Origin of the sequence: uncultured Eubacterium sp. (assembly GCF_937958975.1) — a bacterium.
GTDB lineage: Bacteria > Bacillota > Clostridia > Lachnospirales > Lachnospiraceae > Eubacterium_G.
In genome coordinates, this window is the sequence record NZ_CALGRE010000037.1 from 20,630 (window position 1) to 40,029 (window position 19,400).

The window sequence follows — 19,400 nt, forward strand, 5'->3', positions numbered from 1 at the left end:
TAAATTCCGCTATAGCTTATCTATCATCTGCGATGGCACATATGCCTTAATATAAATTCCATCCTCTTTATACTCCTCGCTGATTAACTGGCCATATTTTCGAATAAGACCAGTTTTTCCGGCGTCCGCATAATCAAATACTCTTTCAATTAAAACACGCATAGATTTAAGAGCCTTCTCAATTGCCTCATGAATGTCATCAATGCCTATCCCCTTTTTGACTGCAGCATCCACTACATAATCAGCCTTAAAGTCACGCAAAATTGGCTTTTCGACTAACTTATCCTGTTTATTAAAAACAGTAATTATAATTTTATCTTTCACATCAAGATTTTCTAATGTTTCATATACCGCATGAACATTCCTATCCATTGCAGGATTCGAACAATCTACTACATGAAGAATAATATCCGAATATTTCGCTTCTTCTAATGTACTTCGAAAGGCATCAATTAAATGATGCGGCAATTTTCTGATAAATCCTACTGTATCTGTAAGAAGAATTTCCTGACCATTCGGTAGCCTATAATTCCGTGTAGTTGGGTCTAAGGTAGCAAATAATTTATCTTCCTCCAAGACATTTGCCTCTGTCAGAGTATTGAGAAGAGTTGATTTTCCGGCATTTGTATATCCGACAATGGCAACAACCGGAACCGGATTATCCTGACGTTTTGACCTTGTAACCTGTCTGTGGTTTTCCATATTTCTTACTTGCTCTTTTAATTGTGAAATTCTATCGCGAATAAGACGTCTGTCTACCTCTAACTTCTTTTCTCCGGGTCCTCTTGTGCCGATTCCACCTCCCTGACGTGAGAGATTTCTCATACCAATCAGTCTCGTGGAACGATATCTCAACTGTGCCAGCTCTACCTGTATTTTGCCCTCGGCACTCTTAGCTCTTCCCGCAAAGATATCAAGAATTATCAAAGTTCTGTCCATAACCTTAACATTCAGTTCATCCTCCAGATTTTTATACTGTGCCGGAGACAGCTCATCATCACAGACAATTGCATCCGCCTCATTTTCCCAGATGAAATCTTTCAATTCCTGAACCTTTCCCGAACCAACGTATGTGGCATTATTTATATGCTCTAAATTCTGAATGACTCTTCCTACAACTACGGCGCCCGCAGTATTTACTAATTCCTCTAATTCATCTAAAGATTCTTCTGCATCCACCCCACTGTCCGTAGAAACAGCCACTAAAATCACTTTTTCTAACTTTTCCTTTGTTTCGTACATACACTCACCTCCCTACACTCTGTCATATCATAATCTAGTACGAACTCTCATTCTTCACCAATCGAATGGTCTTCCACTTTCCTCTCTTATATCTCAACAGGCTAAATACTCCATTTAATAACCAGGTCAACCCTGTAGCATAAAATACCCCATAGCTTCCCATAAAAGGTATTAATGTTAGCGGATAAGCGAAACCTACACGTCCTATACATTCTATAATTCCCGTAAAAAGAGAAAACATTGCATCTCCTGCACCGTTCAACACATTTCTTGTAGGATAAATAAGCCCTAAGAACAAATAAAAACAACTGGTAATTCTGAGTCCGTCAATAGCAATTTTTAAAACATCTACGTCTCTTCCGAAAATAGATACAATCTGTGATGTAAATATCCAAAACACTCCAATCACAAAGAATGCAAAAACTGTATTTATCACGTTTGCTGCGTTAAACCCTTTCACTACTCTCTCTATTTTTTCAGCGCCCAGATTTTGTCCTGTATATGTGGAAACAGCTGCTCCCAGAGACATAAACGGCTGCTGTATCAAGGTTTCTATCCTAGATACTATCGTAAAAGCCGTTGTAAAATTGGCTCCATAACTATTGACAATTGCCTGCAGCACAATAAGAGAAAATGCAATCAATGCATTCTGCAATGCGACCGGCACTCCCAGTCTGAGGCTTTTCTTTACAATATTGCCCTGCAACTTAAAATTTCTTTTCTTAAGCTTAAAATATGTATTGCTTTTATAGGCGTATATCATACACATAACCGCCGATAAAAACTGTGCAAATGCTGTGGCAATACCAACACCGATAACACCCCATCCAAATGCCAGTACAAATAAAAAATCTAAAACAACATTTATAATACTTGCAAATATCAGAAAAAATAACGGTGTCTTACTGTCACCCAAAGCTCTCAGAATACTTGACACTCCGTTATAGAACCCCATACAGCATATTCCAATAGATGTAACCCTCAAATATGCCACCGCATCATTTAAAATAACCGGGTCTGTCTGTAATAACACCAACACAGGTCTGGCGGCAAAAAAACCAATAAGAGACATAATAACGGAACAAATTGAAATAATCCACACAGTGCTTCCTATGGTATCTTTCACCTTTTCTTCATTTCCGGCACCAAAAAACTGAGATACAATAATACCGATACCAACAGATAGTCCCGCTACCAATGAAAAGAAAAAGAAATGTAAAGAACCTGTTGTCCCAATGGCTCCCAGTGCATTTGCACTGACAAAATTTCCTACAATCACGGAATCTACCATATTATATAATTGTTGAAAAATATTACCGATAAACAGTGGAATTGCAAACTGTAATAACAATTTATATGGAGTTCCCACTGTCATATCTTTTACAAATCTATTTTGCTCACTCATTTTATCCTCCAATAGATACGTTTTATTATTAGATAAAATAAAATCCCAGAATACCACTCAATATCCCGACAACCGCTCCTGCAATTACGTCCCTCGGGAAATGTACACCTGCAATAACCCTTCCAAAACACATCAAAATCCCATCCAAAAAAAGCAAGCCTCCAACGAATGGACATACATAAAAAAAGGACATTCCAATCACAAATGTAGAAAAAACATGTCTACTCGGCATAGACTGCCCCTTTTTATCTTTTAAAACCACGGGACGAAAATCATATACAACATAAGGTCTTGGAGCATCCACAATATGTCGGAAAACACTAACCAGCAAAAATGAGATTCCCGTAACCAAGACGATTCTCCATATTCTATTATCTTTCTGAATTGCAAGAACAATAAGCAAAATAAAATATGCCACATACACAATTTGTGTCATTATAAGATTGACATGTTTTACTATACTTTCACCATTCGGATACTTTCTTACAAAATCAGAAATCTTTATGTAAGTTTCCTGTTTCATTTCTATTCCCGCTTTACTGTTTTCTTGCCAGTTTATATTCATCTCCATAAGAAAAATATGGACACGAAATACGTTTAAACTGCATCAGTCTTGCCAAATCATCCTCATCCATATTGACTGTGCAAGTATATTCCTCATATTCTTCATCATACACATAATTGCTGCAAAACTCGCAGCTATACTGCTCACTCATTCACACTCTCCTGCTATTTTCCAAAGCTTTCTGCTAACTTCTTAAACGCCGGCAGGGCATCCTTTATCTGCTCTGTCTGCACACAATAAGATACTCTCACATAGCCGGGTGTTCCAAAGCTGTCTGCCGGAACAAGCAATAATTCAAATTCCTTTGCCTTCTCACAAAATTCATGGGCATCTTCACACATCGACTTTACAAATAAATAGAATGCTCCATCCGGGTACACACATTCATATCCCATCTCTGTAAGACTATGATAGAGCAAATCTCTATTTACCTTATAAATAGATGTATCTGCCGTATCGTCAATGCATTTTGCAATAACTCTCTGATACATACTTGATGCACATACATACCCAAGTGCACGTCCTGAGCCGCACACTGCCGCATATGCCTCTCCCTCATTGACCATAGAAGGAGAAACAGCAATATATCCGATGCGCTCTCCCGGCAATGACAATGCCTTACTATAAGAATAGCAGACAAAAGTATTATCATAATAATTCATGAGATAAGGAACTTCTATATCATCATAAACCAGTTCTCTATAAGGCTCATCTGTGATAACAAAAATCGGATGTCCGTATTCTTCCTGCTTTCTCTTTAAAATATCACACATCTTCTTTATTGTATCCACGGAATAAACCACGCCTGACGGATTATTGGGGGAATTGACAATAACCGCCTTTGTATTTTCTGTAATCGCTTTTTCAAACTTATCCACATCTATCTGGAATGTTTTTTCTGCTGATTCTACTGCAACCAGTTTTGCCCCTGTACGCTCAAGAAAAACGCCGTATTCCGGAAAATATGGTGTAAATACGATACACTCTTCCCCCTGAAGCATAATAGCATTCAAAACAATTGTAAGCGAGGAAGCCGCACCGCAGGTCATATAAATATGATTTGCTGTCAGTTTTGTTCCAAACTTTCCATTCACATAATTTGCTATTGTTTCCCGCACCTCTGCATCTCCCTGAGCTGATGTATAGCCATGAAGCGCAACAGAATCAAAATTTTCTACTAAATCAATAATGGTATTATCAACTGTCTTCGGTGCGGGAACACTTGGATTTCCAATACTAAAATCAAAAACCTTATCCGCACCTATTTCTGCCTTTCTCTGATTTCCATATTCAAAAATCTCTCTGATTTCTGAACGAACCTTCCCCAATTTAACTAATGATTCTGAATACATTTTTATCTACCTCCTCTTTTTCAACCGTTTCCTAACTTTTTATCTTATATTTAAAATCTCTTTCGCTCTCCCGTTTCATATCCTTTTTTGCGATATCCTGTCTCTTATCGTACAGTTTCTTTCCTCTTGCAAGTCCTATTTCTACTTTTACAAGACTTCCCTTAAAATAAACTTTGAGCGGTACTAAAGTGAGACCTTTTTCGTTTAGTTTTCCCACAAGTTTATGAATCTCATATTTGTGGAGCATCAATTTCTTGGGTCTCAAAGGGTCTTTATTAAAAATATTCCCCTTTTCATATGGGTTAATATGCATCCCATAAATAATCACTTCTCCATTCTCGACCCGCACAAAGGACTCTTTGATGCTGCAATGTCCTGCCCGAAGAGACTTTACCTCCGTACCATGCAAAACAATTCCCGCCTCATAAGTATCTTCGATAAAGTAATCGTGCCTCGCTTTCTTATTTGTAGCAATTATCTTTTCTGAAGCCATAGTTTTCCTACCTTTTCTAACTATATATTATTGTCATCGGCTCTATTGTAACACTGTAAAGTCAATAGTTCTAGTCACTTTATCAGCGCTTTCCACTCTTACTTTCAGTGGTTGTCCTAACTTGTAAGTTTTCATCGTTCTTTCGCCGGTCATAGAATAAGAAGTCTCATCATATATATAATGGTCATCTGTCAATGTGCTTACATGTATAAAACCCTCCACAGTGTTTGGCAGTTCCACATAGATACCAAAATTAGTAATACCTGAAATAACTCCTAAAAATTCTTCTCCGATAAACCCTCTCATATATTCTGCTTTTTTCAATTTTTCCGTATCCCGTTCCGCATCGTCTGCACGTCTCTCCGTCATGCTGCAATGTTTCGCTACTTCCGTCAAAATTGAGTTGTAATGTTCTCTATGCTTTTGGCTCATTTTATTATGAATACACTCTTTGATAATCCGATGAATCTGTAAATCAGGATACCTTCTAATAGGTGAAGTAAAGTGACAATAATACTTTGCTGCCAATCCAAAATGACCGGTACATGCCGGCGTATATTCAGCCCTCTTCATGGAACGGAGAGTTACCCTGCTAATCATCGCTTCTTCCGGAGTTCCCTCAATTCTCTTCAACAATTTCTGCAATTCTTTGGGATGAATCTGGTCATTGGCAACCTTCACGAAATACCCAAAATTCGTGATAAACATAGCTAATTGTTTCATTCTATCGCTATCCGGCTCCTCATGGTTCCTATACACAAACGGTACCTGCTGCCAGAAGTAATATTCTGCTATCGTCTCATTTGCCGCTAACATAAAATCCTCAATAATCTTTGTTGCCACGTTTCTGTCATACGGCTCTATGGAAACCGGCTGTCCCTTATCATCTAACTTAATTTTGCATTCCGGAAAATCAAAGTCTATTGCTCCCCTGCCATATCTTTTCTCTCTTAATATAGATGACAACTCCTCCATCAACTGAAACATCGGGACAAATTCCTCATATTTTTCTATTGTATCTGAATTTTTATCAGCAATAATCTCTTTGACCGCTGTATATGTCATTCGTCGGTCTACACAAAGCAATGTCTCCGCTACCTGATGGTCAAAAATCTCACCCTTTTCATTAATTTTCATTATACAGCTCAGCGCCAATCTGTCTTCTCCCTGATTCAGAGAACATATCCCATTCGACAATTTATGAGGAAGCATTGGAATTACCCTGTCTACTAAATATACACTTGTGCCTCTCTCTCGTGCTTCTTTATCCAATGGAGAATTTTCTGTCACATAATTAGATACATCTGCAATATGAACTCCTAAGGTATAGATTCCATTTTCTTTTGTCAACGTAATCGCATCATCAAGGTCCTTTGCATCTTCACCATCGATAGTAACTGTCTGCCATTCCCTGATATCTAATCTGTGGGTCTTATCTTTCTCCGGTACTTCATCGGGAATGTTTTTAAGCTGTTCCATGACTTCCAAAGGGAACTCATAGGGAATATCATATCCTTTTACAATGGATAAAATATCCACTCCCGGATCATTGGCATGTCCGAGAATTTCTGTGATAACACCTTCCGGTTTTCTATCTGCGGTGCCATAACTTTTGAGTTTTACTACAACCTTATGACCATGCACAGCGCCCATTGTGTCGTTTCCGGCAACATATATATCACTTGAGATTCTTGAATTATCCGGTACCACATATCCAAAAGATTTATTCTTCTGGAAATAACCGACAACCTCTCTAATTTCATGGGAAAGAACTTTGATAACTCTTCCTTCTCTTCTTTTTCCTGTTCGCACAGGCTCTACTGCAATTAAAACTGTATCGTGATGAAAAGCGCCATTCACTGAAGTCTCAGGAATAAAATAGTCTTCTTCTTCCCCCTCAACTTCCACAAATCCAAAACCTCTCTCATTGCTTATAAAATATCCCTGTACATATGTTTCTTTTGGTATTCCATATTTTCCTCTTTTCGAGAGGACAATCTTACCTTCATTCACTAATTCTGATAGAACAAAATCCAATAATTTTCTGTCTTCTTTTTTTACATTTAAAATAATAGCCAGTTCTTTAAACTTCATTGGAACATAATGTTTATCGTGCATCAAATCAAGTAAAATTTTCTTTTTCTCTTCAATGAAATCAAACTTATCTGTCATAGGGCTTCCTTTCCTTAAATATAGAAAAAAGGTGTAGAAACCTACACCTTAGTCAGTCAATCTTTAAATTTAATCTTAAAAATTTAAAAAATCCATATTGAGAACTACTGAAAGCACGAAGAATAAAACTACACAGATTTTTGTAACCTTCTCAAGCTTACCTTCCATAGAACGTCCCTTGTTCTTTCCCCAATATGATTCAGCAGCACCACTGATTGCACCAGTAAGACCTGCCTGCTTTCCTTCCTGAAGTAAGATAACTACTGTTATAATAAAACATACTATCATAAACACTGCTGTTAATACTCTTAATAATGTCAATGTCCACACCTCCTCTATAAAGTTTTATAGAAAACACCAAATGTTTCCTCTTAACGACGTATCAAACATAGACAATCTTAACATATTAGGGTATTAAAATCAAGTAAAAAATACACGTTTTTTACAGTTCTTCTTCAATTCTCAAAAGTTGATTATATTTCGCTGTTCTCTCACCTCTGCACGGTGCACCTGTCTTAATATATCCTGTATTCAATCCCACTGCCAAATCGGCAATTGTTGTATCCTCACTCTCTCCCGACCTATGAGACATGATAGCAATATATCCCTGACTCTGAGCCATTCTTACCGCCTTTATTGTCTCAGTCACAGAGCCAATCTGATTTGGTTTAATCAGTATTGCATTGGCACTGTTTTCTCTGAGCCCCCTGTCGAGACGCTTAACATTGGTCACAAATAAATCGTCACCTACCAATCGGATTTTATGTCCCAGCTCTGACGTGATTTTTTTCCATCCTTCCCAATCTTCCTCATCCAGAGGGTCCTCTATCGAAAAAATAGGATATTTGTCCGTAATATTTTTCCACATTGCAATTAACTCATCTGTATTCAAATCCCGATTTTTTTTTGGCATTAAATATTTTCCTGTGGTTTCTGTTTTCCATTCTGATGCCGCAACATCCAAGGATATTTTAAAATCCTCTCCCGGCTTATAACCTGCTTCTTCAATTGCCTTAACTATAATATCAAGCGCTTCTTCTTCCCCTGACAAATCCGGTGCAAAACCCCCTTCGTCTCCAACCGCTACAGAATGTCCACCTGACTTTAGAATTTTTTTCAAATGCTCATATACTTCTGCACACCATCTTATTCCTTCCTTAAAACAGCACGCACCTACAGGTAAAATCATAAATTCCTGAACATCAATATTATTGGAAGCATGAGCACCACCATTTAAAATATTCATCATAGGGATTGGCATTTTCTCAGCAGTAATTCCCCCGATATATTTATATTCCGGTATGTTTAAAGCCTTTGCACATGCTTTCATATTTGCCATAGATACGGCAAGAATTGCATTTGCTCCCAATTTCTCCTTATTATCTGTTTTATCTAAGTCAATCATTATAGCATCAACTTTCCTCTGATTGAGTCCGTTCACACCTTCCAGAGCCGGATAAATTTCTTCATCAATATTCTTTACTGCGTTTTGTACGCCTTTTCCGCCAAATCTGTCATCCCTGTCACGCAGTTCTACCGCCTCAAATTGTCCGGTCGATGCACCGGACGGAACAATAGCGGTACCGGTAAACAGCTCTCCTGCCTTTCCGTCCGCTTTCACAGTCACCTCTGCTTCTACTGTAGGATTTCCACGGGAATCTAAAACCTCCCGCCCCTTTACATTAACGATTTTTAAATATTTATACATAAAAAACCTCCCAAATGTATAACTAATAATGATTCATCTATGCAATACTTCCAACCTTTATTCTGTTAGTATCGTCTATAGTAACTATTCTATACATCTGAGAGTTTTTTATCCGCCACTTTCTGCTATTTCATTATCCACTTTCCAAACACTTCATTCGAAAGCTTTACCAAATCTTTATATTGAATCGGGTCGTACCACTGTATACTGTGTCTATTTAATATGTCCTGAGAATACTCTGACAACTTATATGTATATTGTTCCCTGATTACTCCTGCGGATAATCCCCATACATAATGTGTTACTATCGGCACAACTCCTGCTTTCTTCTTTAAAATTCTAACACCATTCTCATCTTTCCGAATCGTTAACTTTGCCATTCCCCCGAGAAGTGTCTTCCAATTTTGTTGCCCGGATGTATAATTCCCCAGAGAATAATAACATAACGCTTTATTTCCATTGTTGCTCTTTATCCATTGAATTTTTTCCACTACATGTGGATGTGTTCCAATAATCAAATCTGCGCCTGCCTCAACCATCATATCTGCCCATTTTTCCTGTTCCGGTGTAGGGTCCGGCTGAACATATTCCTGTCCCCAATGCGGTAGAACAATCGTAAAATCCGCTAATGTTTCTGCTCTCTCAATATCTGACTTTACCTTATCCCAGTGTTCTTCATCTAAGAGATTGACAAGGTATTCCTTTCCTTTCGGCAGAACAAATCCATTTAGCCCATATGTGTAATTTAAAACTGCAAACTTTATTCCTTTACATTCATATATCGGAATGCTGTGATATTGCTTTTCATTTTTATTCAATCCCACCATCATTATCTTTTTCTTATGTTTATTCCAATATTTAATACAATGCTCTATTCCCTCTACCCGTGTATCAAAAGAATGATTCGATGCCTGCTGCACAATATCAAATCCTGCATCAATTATTGCATCCCCCATGCTATCCGGGGTATTAAAACATGGGTATCCCTTATACTCATAGCTATCTCCACCAAGAATTGTCTCCTGATTTAGTATCGCTATATCCGCTTTTTTGATGTCCGGTTTTAACTTTTCATAGACACCGGAAAAATCATAAGAGCCATCATTTTTCTTTGCGGTAGTTAATACCGCGTCACTTACTAAATCATCCCCCACCGCAACCAGTGTAATATCTGTTTTTTCTGTTGTTTTCGTTGTTTCAGCATTTGTCTGTGTTTCCACACTAAAATTTTCTTTCCTCTCCTGAGGAGTAGCCATAGCTTCTGTTGCCTTATATTTTTCATTATTTCTTATATAAACTGTCGCTATCGTTGCTGAAATCAGTATCACACTGCATGCACAAATCATAATTCTCTTAACATTCAGTCGTCTTCTTTTAATATATCTGGAGTGATATCTATTATAATTCATCCTTGGTCTTCTTCTCTTTTTCATTGGTTTCCCACTTCCCTCGTCGCCATATCAAAACGTGGCAGATATTTTTCTCTGCCACGTTTTTCTAATTCTATATTATTTTACTAATAATGATTTTCCTGTCATTTCTTTTGGCTGTTCTAATCCCATAAGTTCAATTAAAGTAGGGACAATATCTGCTAACACACCATCTTCTCTCAAACGATACTGCGGGTCAGCATTTACTAAAATAAACGGTACAGGATTTGTCGTGTGCGCCGTAAATGGTGCACCTGTCTCATAATCTATTAACTGTTCTGCGTTTCCGTGGTCTGCACAGATAAATAACTGTCCATCCACTTCTTTGATAAAGCTAACAACTTCGCCTACACACTCGTCGATAACTTCAATTGCCTTAACTGCCGATTCCAAAACACCTGTATGTCCTACCATATCAGGGTTCGCAAAGTTTGTGATGATAACATCATATTTTCCGCTTGTAATCGCCTTACACACTTCGTCGCAGACAGTATATGCACTCATTCTTGGCTTCTTATCGTATGTTGGAACATATTTTGGAGAATCCACTAAGATTCTGTCTTCTCCTTCATTTGGTTCTTCCACACCACCATTAAAGAAAAATGTAACATGGGCATATTTTTCTGTCTCTGCAATTCTTGCCTGCTTCATTCCCTTTGCAGCAAGAAATTCACCAAATGTATTCGTAACTTCCACTTTTTTGAATGCGATTAATTTGTTTGGAATCGTAACATCATATTCCGTAAAACATACAAATACTAAATCAAGTTTCTTTTCTCTGTCAAATCCATCAAAATCATCTGCACAAAACGCCCTTGTAATCTGACGCGCTCTGTCAGGTCTGAAGTTACAAAATACAACGGAATCTCCATCCTGGATTGTTGCCACCGGAGCACCATCCTTTGTGATAACAGTAGGAAGCATAAACTCATCTGTCACTTCTTTGGCATAGGAATTTTTGATTGCCTCTACAGGGTTCGTCTCTTTTTCACCTTCGCCCCTTGTCATTGCAGCATAAGCCTTTTCTTCTCTATCCCAGTTATTATCTCTGTCCATCGCATAGTAACGTCCCGAAATCGTTGCCACTTCACCGACTCCAATCTCAGCCATCTTGTCCACCATTTCCTGCATATAATCCGCTGCGGATGCCGGAGGTGTATCTCTTCCATCCAAAAATGCGTGCAGATAAACCTTCTCAAGACCAAATCTTTTCGCCATCTCAATGGTTCCATACATATGTGTATTATGACTGTGAACACCACCATCTGATAAAAGACCAAAAATATGAAGTGCACTGTTATTCTTCTTTGCGTTTTCCATTGCCTTAACAAGTTCTTCGTTTTCAAAGAATGTTCCTTCTTCAATTTCTTTTGTAATTCTTGTAAGTTCCTGGTAAACAATACGTCCTGCCCCCATATTCAGATGTCCTACTTCTGAGTTTCCCATCTGTCCATCAGGAAGTCCCACAGACATACCACTGGCATATCCCTTTACATATGGATATTCTGACATTAATTTATCCATATTTGGAGTATTTGCCAATTTAACAGCATTTCCTTCCACCTTGTCGTTTAACCCGTAACCGTCTAATATCATTAACACTGTAGGTTTCTTGCTCATATTTTTTCTCCTTTTTTATCAAGATAGAACGCCGGTATCAAACCAGCGTTCCACTTTATATCAAATGATTATTTATTATAATTAACAATCTGACCAAAATCCGGTTTCAAACTTGCTCCACCTACTAATCCACCATCTATATCTGGTTTTGCAAGTAATTCTGCCGCATTTCCGGCATTCATAGAACCACCATACTGGATTCTGATAGCTGCTGCTGTAGCATCATCATAAATTTCTGCAATACATGCTCTAATTGCTGCACACACTTCTTCTGCCTGTTCTGAAGTAGCTGTCTTGCCTGTGCCGATTGCCCAGATTGGTTCATAGGCGATAACTGCTTCCTTCGCCTGCTCTGCTGTAACATTCATAAAAGCAATCTTTATCTGCTGGCGAATGAAATCAATTGTAATTCCCTGTTCTCTCTGCTCAAGAGTTTCACCACAGCAGATAATAGGTGTAATATCATGCTCAAAAGCCTTAAGCACTTTTTTATTTACAGTCTCATCTGTCTCAGCAAAATATTCTCTTCTCTCTGAATGTCCGATAATTACATATTTTACGCCGATATCTGTAAGCATGTTTGGAGCAATTTCTCCCGTAAAAGCACCACTCTCTTCAAAGTACATATTCTCTGCACCAATATTAATGTTTGTTCCCTTTGCTGCTTCAATAGCTGGCACTAAATCAATTGCTGGTACACAGAATACTACGTCAACTTCATCATTTGCTACTAATGGCTTCAATTCATTTATAAGTGCAACTGCCTCACTCGGAGTTTTGTTCATTTTCCAGTTGCCTGCGATAATTTTCTTTCTCATTGTAAAATCTCCTTAAATGTATTCGGACGCCTTTTAACGGACTCAACCTCTCTATACTATATAGCGAGCTCGACCGCTTCGCGCTCTCGCTCTTGTCGCGCGTCCTATCAGTCGTTGTGTATCAATCAGATTAACAATCTGATTGATGCTTCGCATAAACATGTGTCAGAAAAAGTGCTCTTTTGTGCAAGCACAGTCGCACTTTTCTGCCACATGTTTTACACAACTCAATTGATTATTTATCATTTGCTGCCACAACACCTGGCAGTTCTTTGCCCTCAAGAAACTCTAATGATGCGCCACCACCTGTTGAGATGTGTGTCATCTTTTCTCCAAATCCAAGGTTGTTTACTGCTGCTGCTGAATCACCACCACCGATGATTGTTGTTGCATCTGTCTCAGCAAGTGCTTCTGCTACTGCGATTGTTCCGGCTGCAAGACATGGATTTTCTGATACACCCATAGGTCCGTTCCACACAACTGTCTTAGCGCTCTTAACCGCATCAGCAAATAATTCTCTTGTCTTAGGTCCAATATCAAGACCTTCTTTATCATCCGGAATATCATTTGTTGGTACAATCATTGTCTCAATTTCAGCATCAATTGGATTTGGGAATCCGTCAGCTGCTACTGTATCAATCGGAAGTAATAATTTCTTTCCAAGCTCTTCTGCCTTTTTAATCATGTCAAGACAGTAATCAAGTTTTGTATCATCTACTAAAGAGATTCCAACATTTCCGCCCTGAGCTTTAACAAATGTATATGCCATACCGCCACCAATAATAAGTGTATCACATTTTTCAAGTAAGTTATTGATAACATTTAACTTATCAGCAACCTTTGCACCGCCTAAAATAGCAACAAAAGGTCTCACAGGATTATTTACTGCGTTTCCTAAGAAATCAATTTCTTTCTGCATTAAATAACCAACAACTGCTGTGTCAACATATTCTGTTACACCCACATTGGAACAATGTGCTCTGTGCGCTGTACCAAAAGCATCATTTACAAATACATCGCAGAGTGAAGCAAGTTCCTTGCTGAATGCTTCACCGTTCTTTGTCTCTTCTGCTCTGTAACGTGTGTTCTGAAGAAGAACAACATCACCGTCATTCATAGCTTCCACAGCCGCTTTTGCATTTTCACCTACTACGTTGTCATCTGCTGCAAACTTTACTTCCTGTCCTAACAATTCAGAAAGTCTTACTGCAACCGGTGCAAGTGACAATTCCGGCTTTGGCTCTCCCTTTGGTTTTCCAAGATGTGAGCAGAGAATAACTTTTCCTCCGTCGTTAATTAATTTTTTGATTGTCGGAAGTGCAGCAACAAGACGATTTTCATCTGTAATAACACCTTCCTTTAAAGGTACGTTGAAGTCACAGCGGACTAAAACTTTTAACCCTTTTACATTTATATCATCAACTGATTTTTTATTAAGCATAATTTGCTCCTTTCAATATTTTCTACACTTTATTCGCCGTGCAACTCTCAGAATCCTTTGGATTCTGTTTCGTCGCGGGCTTCGCCCTATATGAATCAATATAGTCTTCTATCGCCTCGAGCAAGCTCGGGCGATTTCGTCTATATTGATTCATGCACGGCTCATTGCCTTCGCGAAAAAAAGGGTCCGGCCCAAGAAAGCCGGACCCTTGTGGATCTAAATAATTTTTATACTATGCTAATTCTGCAAAGTATTTAATTGTTCTAACCATCTGGCTTGTGTATGAGTTTTCATTGTCATACCAAGCAACTGTCTGAACTTCATAAAGGTCATCACCAATCTGGTTAACCATTGTCTGTGTAGCATCGAATAATGAACCATATGTGATACCAACGATATCAGATGATACCAATGGGTCTTCTGTATAACCAAATGAAGCAGAAGCAGCAGCCTTCATAGCTGCGTTGATTCCTTCAACAGTAACGTCTTTACCCTTAACTACAGATGTAAGGATTGTTGTTGAACCTGTTGGAACAGGAACTCTCTGTGCAGAACCGATTAATTTTCCATTTAACTCAGGAATAACTAATCCGATAGCTTTTGCGGCACCTGTTGAGTTAGGTACGATATTAACTGCTGCTGCACGGGCTCTTCTTAAATCACCTTTTCTATGTGGTCCATCAAGTACCATCTGGTCGCCTGTATAAGCGTGGATTGTTGACATGATACCTGACTGGATTGGTGCATAATCATTAAGAGCTTTTGCCATAGGAGCTAAGCAGTTTGTTGTACATGATGCAGCTGAAATAATCTTATCGTCTGCTGTTAATGTATCTTCGTTTACTGAGAAAACGACTGTTGGAAGGTCATTTCCTGCTGGAGCTGAGATAACTACTTTCTTAGCACCTGCATCGATATGAGCCTGTGATTTTGCTTTAGAAACATAGAAACCTGTACATTCAAGTACAACGTCTACATCAAGTTCTCCCCAAGGAAGCTTTGAAGCATCAGCCTCTGCATAAATCTTTAATGTCTTTCCACAAACTGTGATTGTTCCATCTTCATCGTTCGCTGAAACTTCGTCACAGTATTTATATCTTCCCTGTGATGAATCATACTTTAATAAATGTGCAAGCATTGATGGTTTTGTTAAGTCATTGATTGCAACAACTTCATATCCTTCTGCATCAAACATCTGTCTGAATGCAAGACGTCCAATACGTCCAAATCCGTTAATAGCTACTTTAACTGCCATTTGATTTTTCCTCCTAAAAATAAGAATTTAAAAATTTGTCGTTAATTTTCATTAACCTAAAAGTTATTTTACATAATAAATTTACAAATATCAAGATATTTTTATGGTTTTTATTGGATTTTTGTTAAATTTTTGTCAATTTATAGATAATGTAATGTAAAAGTAGATTTTTATTGTCATTTTTGCTATATTTTACGATGTGTAGAACAATTATTTTCTTGAAACTCACACCAGATAACACAAACAGTATAGAAATTTTTATTACATTATATATTTTAAATCGTTTTTCGTTTTTTATTCATAAAATTTAAATTTACAAGGAGTGTCTATGTATTCAGATTATCATGTACACAGTCTGTTTTCTTTTGACAGCGAAGAAAAAATTAAAAGTATTTTAGAGCGGGCAATCAATCTTGGCATGAAACAAATTGCCATTACGGACCATCAGGATTTTAACTGGCCTGTAAAAGGAGAATTTCCTAATATTAATATAGATGAATATTCTGAGACAATTAATGTTTATAAAGAAAAATATAAAAATAGAATTGATGTCTTAAAAGGCATAGAGCTTGGTCTTATGAAAGGCACCTCTGCCCTATGCCAGAACCTTATTCATACATCAATGTTCGATTTTGTGATTGGCTCCTGTCATATTGTTGACAATATGGACCCATATTATACAGATTTCTGGAATGGACGCAAAGACCGTACTGCTTTTGAACAATACTTTAACACACTATTTGATGGATTAAATGAATTTCACGAGATTGATGCCTTAGGACACATGGATTACATTGTAAGGTATAGTCCAAATAGAGACAGTAACTACTCCGTTTCCGATTACACAGATATCATTGACGAAATTTTAAAGTTTATCATACAACGAGACATTAAATTGGAAATCAATACTTCCAATCTTGCCAAAGGATTCCGCGTTCCAAATCCCCACACTGATATTATAAAAAGATATAAAGAATTGGGAGGTATGTATGTGACCGTTGGCTCTGATGCACATAAGGCTGAATATATCGGTTATGGTTTTGATAATATAAGAGATATTATTGACACTTACCACCTTAAGATTTTTACGAAATAACATTTGAACAGACAAAAGAAAACAGGCATATTTATACCACAATATAAATACCCTGTTTTCATAGAGCAATTATTTTACTTACTCCTTAACATTCTTACATTTTCTTTTAATCTGTGTATTGTATAATCAATTTCTTCTTTAGTATTTTCTCCACAAAGCGTAATCCTTATGGTTCCATATGCATAGTTTTCCGGCACGCCAATAGCTGAAATCACATGGGACGGTTTGTCTGAACCTGAGGAACATGCCGAGCCGGAAGATATACAGATTCCGTCGTTGTCCATCAAAACTACAAGAGAGGTTCCATCAATTCCTGCAATCGTAAAGTTTGCATTTCCGGGAAGTCTTTTTATGCTGTTTCCATTTAGTCGTACATACGGAATCTCGCTTAAAACTCTATTAATCAGATAATTTCTCAGGTTCGTCTCTTTTTTCATTCTTTCTTGTAAATCTTTTGTCATCTCACATACTGCTCCGTTCATGCCTGCGATTCCCGCCACATTTTCTGTTCCGGAACGTTTTCCTTTTTCCTGTCCACCGCCGTAGACGAGCGGCATCATTTGCTCCGGATTTCTGATATACAAAAATCCTACACCTTTTGGCCCGTGAAACTTATGGCCGCTGGCGCTCATCATATCAATATTCATTTTTTCCACATCTATCGGAACGTGCCCAAATGCCTGAACAGCGTCTGTATGAAAAATAACATTATAATTTCTTGCTATCTCCCCAATCTCAGCTATCGGCTCTGTCGTACCGATTTCGTTATTCGCAAACATAATGGAGATTAGTGCGGTGTCACTTCTTATACTCTTTTCCACATCTCTTGGATTCACCACTCCCTGATTGTCGACATTTAAATATGTGACTTTCATTCCCTGTTTTTCTAATTGCTCGCATTTATTTAAAATGGCATGATGTTCTATCTTTGACGTTATAATATGGTTTCCGTAATTTTTTGCGTTTTCTAAGACCCAGTTATCAGACTCGGTTCCTCCCGATGTAAAAAAAATTTTTTCAGGTTTTCCATTAATAGCTCCTGCAATATTTTTTCTCGTCTCTTCTACCAGTTCTTTCGACATTTTTGCAAAGTTATATATTCCCGAAGGATTTCCATACATTTCATTTAAATAAGGTTCCATTGCCTGTATGGCTCCATCGCTGATTTTTGTTGTAGCTGCATTATCCAGATATATCATGGTTTACTCCTTTTTACATATTTAAAAGTTTATAGATTTGTAGCATTTTTTCATATTTAAAGAATACATTGTATAAATAAATATTAGAAATGTGATAATATGTCGGTTAAAAATCAAATTATTAAAGGTACAATCATACTAACCCTTGCCAGTATCCTAAGCAGGGTATTAGGTTTCTTATATAGAATATTCCTCTCAAACCTAATAGGTGCAAAAGGTATGGGTATTTTTCAATTAATTTTTCCGGTTCTCGGCTTTTGTGTTGCCCTCAGTTGCGGCGGTATTCAGATTGCCGTTTCAAGATTTGTCGCAGAATCTAAAAACAATAAAGACAAGTTCCTCGTATTAATCAGCAGCATTATAATGTCCCTCTTTTTGTCATCTGCCACCGCTTTTTTACTCTACTATTTTGCCAGCCCTATTTCAGAGTACATAATAAAAAATGACGATTGTGCAATGCTGTTAAGATATGCGTCTATTACAATTCCATTTACAACATTTCATGCCTGTATTTCGGGATATTATTTGGGATTAAAGAAAACCTTTGTCCCAGCTGCCTCATCCATTTTTGAGCAGATTATCAAGGTTATTTCTATTTATATACTCGGTCTTATCTGGATAGAAAAAGGCGTAGAACTGACACCGCTAATTGCCGTATATTCCATGATAATATCTGAACTTGGTGGTGTAATTTTTTGTATTATTGCTGTAGGTGCAGAAAAGAAATATGCTTTTAAAATCAGACAACTGTTTTCTCAGATGAAAAACTTATTTTCTGTCTCTTATGTTCTCACGATTAATAAAATCATGATTACATTTTTACAGTGTTTAGAAGCTATTTTAGTACCAATTGTTCTCGTAAAAAGCGGAATGTCAAATAACGATGCATTGAGTCTGTACGGTATTCTAACAGGCATGGCGATTCCGGTTATCACCTTTCCATCTGCGATTAATACTTCTGTATCAACCATGATACTTCCAACGATAGCGGGTGCAAATGCAGGCGGAGAAAAAAACAATGTAAAAAAGACAACAGAAGTATCTATCTGGTTTTCCCTTGTCACCGGCATTTTCTGTATCGGAATGTTTTTGTGTTATGGCGATTTTATCGGTACAACAATTTTTGGACACAGTGAAGCGGGCGATTACATAAAAATTTTAGCATGGCTTTGCCCATTTATGTATCTTTCCATAACGCTTGGCTCTGTATTACATGGACTTGGAAAAACGAATACCGCCTTTATTCATAATGTAATAGGAACGGTTATAAAATTGTTCTGTCTCTGGTTTGTTGTTCCTGTTATTGGAATCACCGGATACCTATGGGGATTGCTTATCAGCAACCTGGTGATTACCTTCCTGCACGGTTTTTACATATTTAAAGAAATTCATTTTTCTTTTTCTGCCACAGATAATATCATCAAACCTTCGGCATGGCTATTTTGCAGCATTGTCGCAGGAAAATTAATAAATTACATATTAGGATTTTCTTCTTTCTCAGGAAAAATATTTGATATCGGAAAAGCACTGCTGAGCGCCGGGGTCGTTTTCTTTGTTTTTCTATATTTTCTGAGAAAAGAAATGAAATACTCACGGATATAAAT

The 19,400-nt window shown here is 37.6% G+C and carries 17 protein-coding genes; 2 read left to right on the forward strand and 15 right to left on the reverse strand.

Annotated features, from left to right (window positions below; translation table 11 throughout):
* Positions 1-9 precede the first annotated feature (9 nt).
* From hflX to gap, 14 genes are all read right to left on the reverse strand, one after another.
* Positions 10-1,242, reverse strand: coding sequence for a GTPase HflX (gene hflX, locus Q5O86_RS06135; RefSeq protein WP_302626263.1), 1,233 nt, complete (start codon positions 1,240-1,242; stop codon positions 10-12).
* Between the two features lie 34 nt (positions 1,243-1,276).
* Complete coding sequence (locus Q5O86_RS06140; RefSeq protein WP_302626264.1) at positions 1,277-2,647, reverse strand: MATE family efflux transporter; 1,371 nt, start codon at positions 2,645-2,647, stop codon at positions 1,277-1,279.
* A 28-nt stretch (positions 2,648-2,675) separates the two neighbouring features.
* Positions 2,676-3,170 (reverse strand): phosphatase PAP2 family protein, encoded by a 495-nt coding sequence (locus Q5O86_RS06145; RefSeq protein ID WP_302626265.1) that lies wholly within the window; start codon positions 3,168-3,170, stop codon positions 2,676-2,678.
* Between the two features lie 13 nt (positions 3,171-3,183).
* Positions 3,184-3,363 (reverse strand): DUF6472 family protein, encoded by a 180-nt coding sequence (locus tag Q5O86_RS06150; protein WP_302626266.1) that lies wholly within the window; start codon positions 3,361-3,363, stop codon positions 3,184-3,186.
* Between the two features lie 13 nt (positions 3,364-3,376).
* A complete protein-coding gene (locus Q5O86_RS06155; protein WP_302626267.1) occupies positions 3,377-4,564 on the reverse strand; it encodes a pyridoxal phosphate-dependent aminotransferase in 1,188 nt (395 codons plus the stop codon).
* A 31-nt stretch (positions 4,565-4,595) separates the two neighbouring features.
* A complete protein-coding gene (gene smpB / locus Q5O86_RS06160; protein WP_302626268.1) occupies positions 4,596-5,057 on the reverse strand; it encodes an SsrA-binding protein SmpB in 462 nt (153 codons plus the stop codon).
* Positions 5,058-5,099: 42 nt separating this feature from the next.
* The gene (gene rnr / locus Q5O86_RS06165; RefSeq protein WP_302626269.1) at positions 5,100-7,229 is read right to left on the reverse strand and encodes a ribonuclease R; all 2,130 of its coding nucleotides are present in this window, start codon (positions 7,227-7,229) and stop codon (positions 5,100-5,102) included.
* A gap of 75 nt (positions 7,230-7,304) precedes the next feature.
* Positions 7,305-7,550: a preprotein translocase subunit SecG gene (secG, locus tag Q5O86_RS06170; protein ID WP_302626270.1), complete on the reverse strand. Its 246-nt coding sequence runs from the start codon at positions 7,548-7,550 to the stop codon at positions 7,305-7,307.
* Between the two features lie 121 nt (positions 7,551-7,671).
* Complete coding sequence (eno, locus tag Q5O86_RS06175) at positions 7,672-8,937, reverse strand: phosphopyruvate hydratase (protein WP_302626271.1); 1,266 nt, start codon at positions 8,935-8,937, stop codon at positions 7,672-7,674.
* A 125-nt stretch (positions 8,938-9,062) separates the two neighbouring features.
* Positions 9,063-10,370, reverse strand: a complete 1,308-nt coding sequence (locus Q5O86_RS06180) for a CapA family protein (protein ID WP_302626272.1) — start codon at positions 10,368-10,370, stop codon at positions 9,063-9,065.
* Positions 10,371-10,445: 75 nt separating this feature from the next.
* The gene (gene gpmI / locus Q5O86_RS06185; protein ID WP_302626273.1) at positions 10,446-11,987 is read right to left on the reverse strand and encodes a 2,3-bisphosphoglycerate-independent phosphoglycerate mutase; all 1,542 of its coding nucleotides are present in this window, start codon (positions 11,985-11,987) and stop codon (positions 10,446-10,448) included.
* Positions 11,988-12,055: 68 nt separating this feature from the next.
* Positions 12,056-12,805, reverse strand: a complete 750-nt coding sequence (gene tpiA, locus Q5O86_RS06190; protein WP_302626274.1) for a triose-phosphate isomerase — start codon at positions 12,803-12,805, stop codon at positions 12,056-12,058.
* Positions 12,806-13,040: 235 nt separating this feature from the next.
* Entirely contained in the window at positions 13,041-14,246 is a 1,206-nt protein-coding gene (pgk, locus tag Q5O86_RS06195; RefSeq protein WP_302626275.1) for a phosphoglycerate kinase, read from the reverse strand.
* Between the two features lie 232 nt (positions 14,247-14,478).
* Entirely contained in the window at positions 14,479-15,501 is a 1,023-nt protein-coding gene (gene gap / locus Q5O86_RS06200) for a type I glyceraldehyde-3-phosphate dehydrogenase (RefSeq protein ID WP_302626276.1), read from the reverse strand.
* A gap of 328 nt (positions 15,502-15,829) precedes the next feature.
* Between gap and Q5O86_RS06205 the strand changes: the two genes are divergently transcribed.
* Positions 15,830-16,597: a histidinol-phosphatase HisJ family protein gene (locus tag Q5O86_RS06205; RefSeq protein ID WP_302626277.1), complete on the forward strand. Its 768-nt coding sequence runs from the start codon at positions 15,830-15,832 to the stop codon at positions 16,595-16,597.
* A 74-nt stretch (positions 16,598-16,671) separates the two neighbouring features.
* On the opposite strand, the gene Q5O86_RS06210 is transcribed toward Q5O86_RS06205, so the two are convergent.
* Complete coding sequence (locus tag Q5O86_RS06210; RefSeq protein ID WP_302626278.1) at positions 16,672-17,796, reverse strand: cysteine desulfurase family protein; 1,125 nt, start codon at positions 17,794-17,796, stop codon at positions 16,672-16,674.
* Between the two features lie 99 nt (positions 17,797-17,895).
* Here Q5O86_RS06210 and Q5O86_RS06215 point away from each other — a divergent pair, with 99 nt between their 5' ends.
* A complete protein-coding gene (locus Q5O86_RS06215; protein ID WP_302626279.1) occupies positions 17,896-19,398 on the forward strand; it encodes a polysaccharide biosynthesis protein in 1,503 nt (500 codons plus the stop codon).
* Positions 19,399-19,400 lie beyond the last annotated feature (2 nt).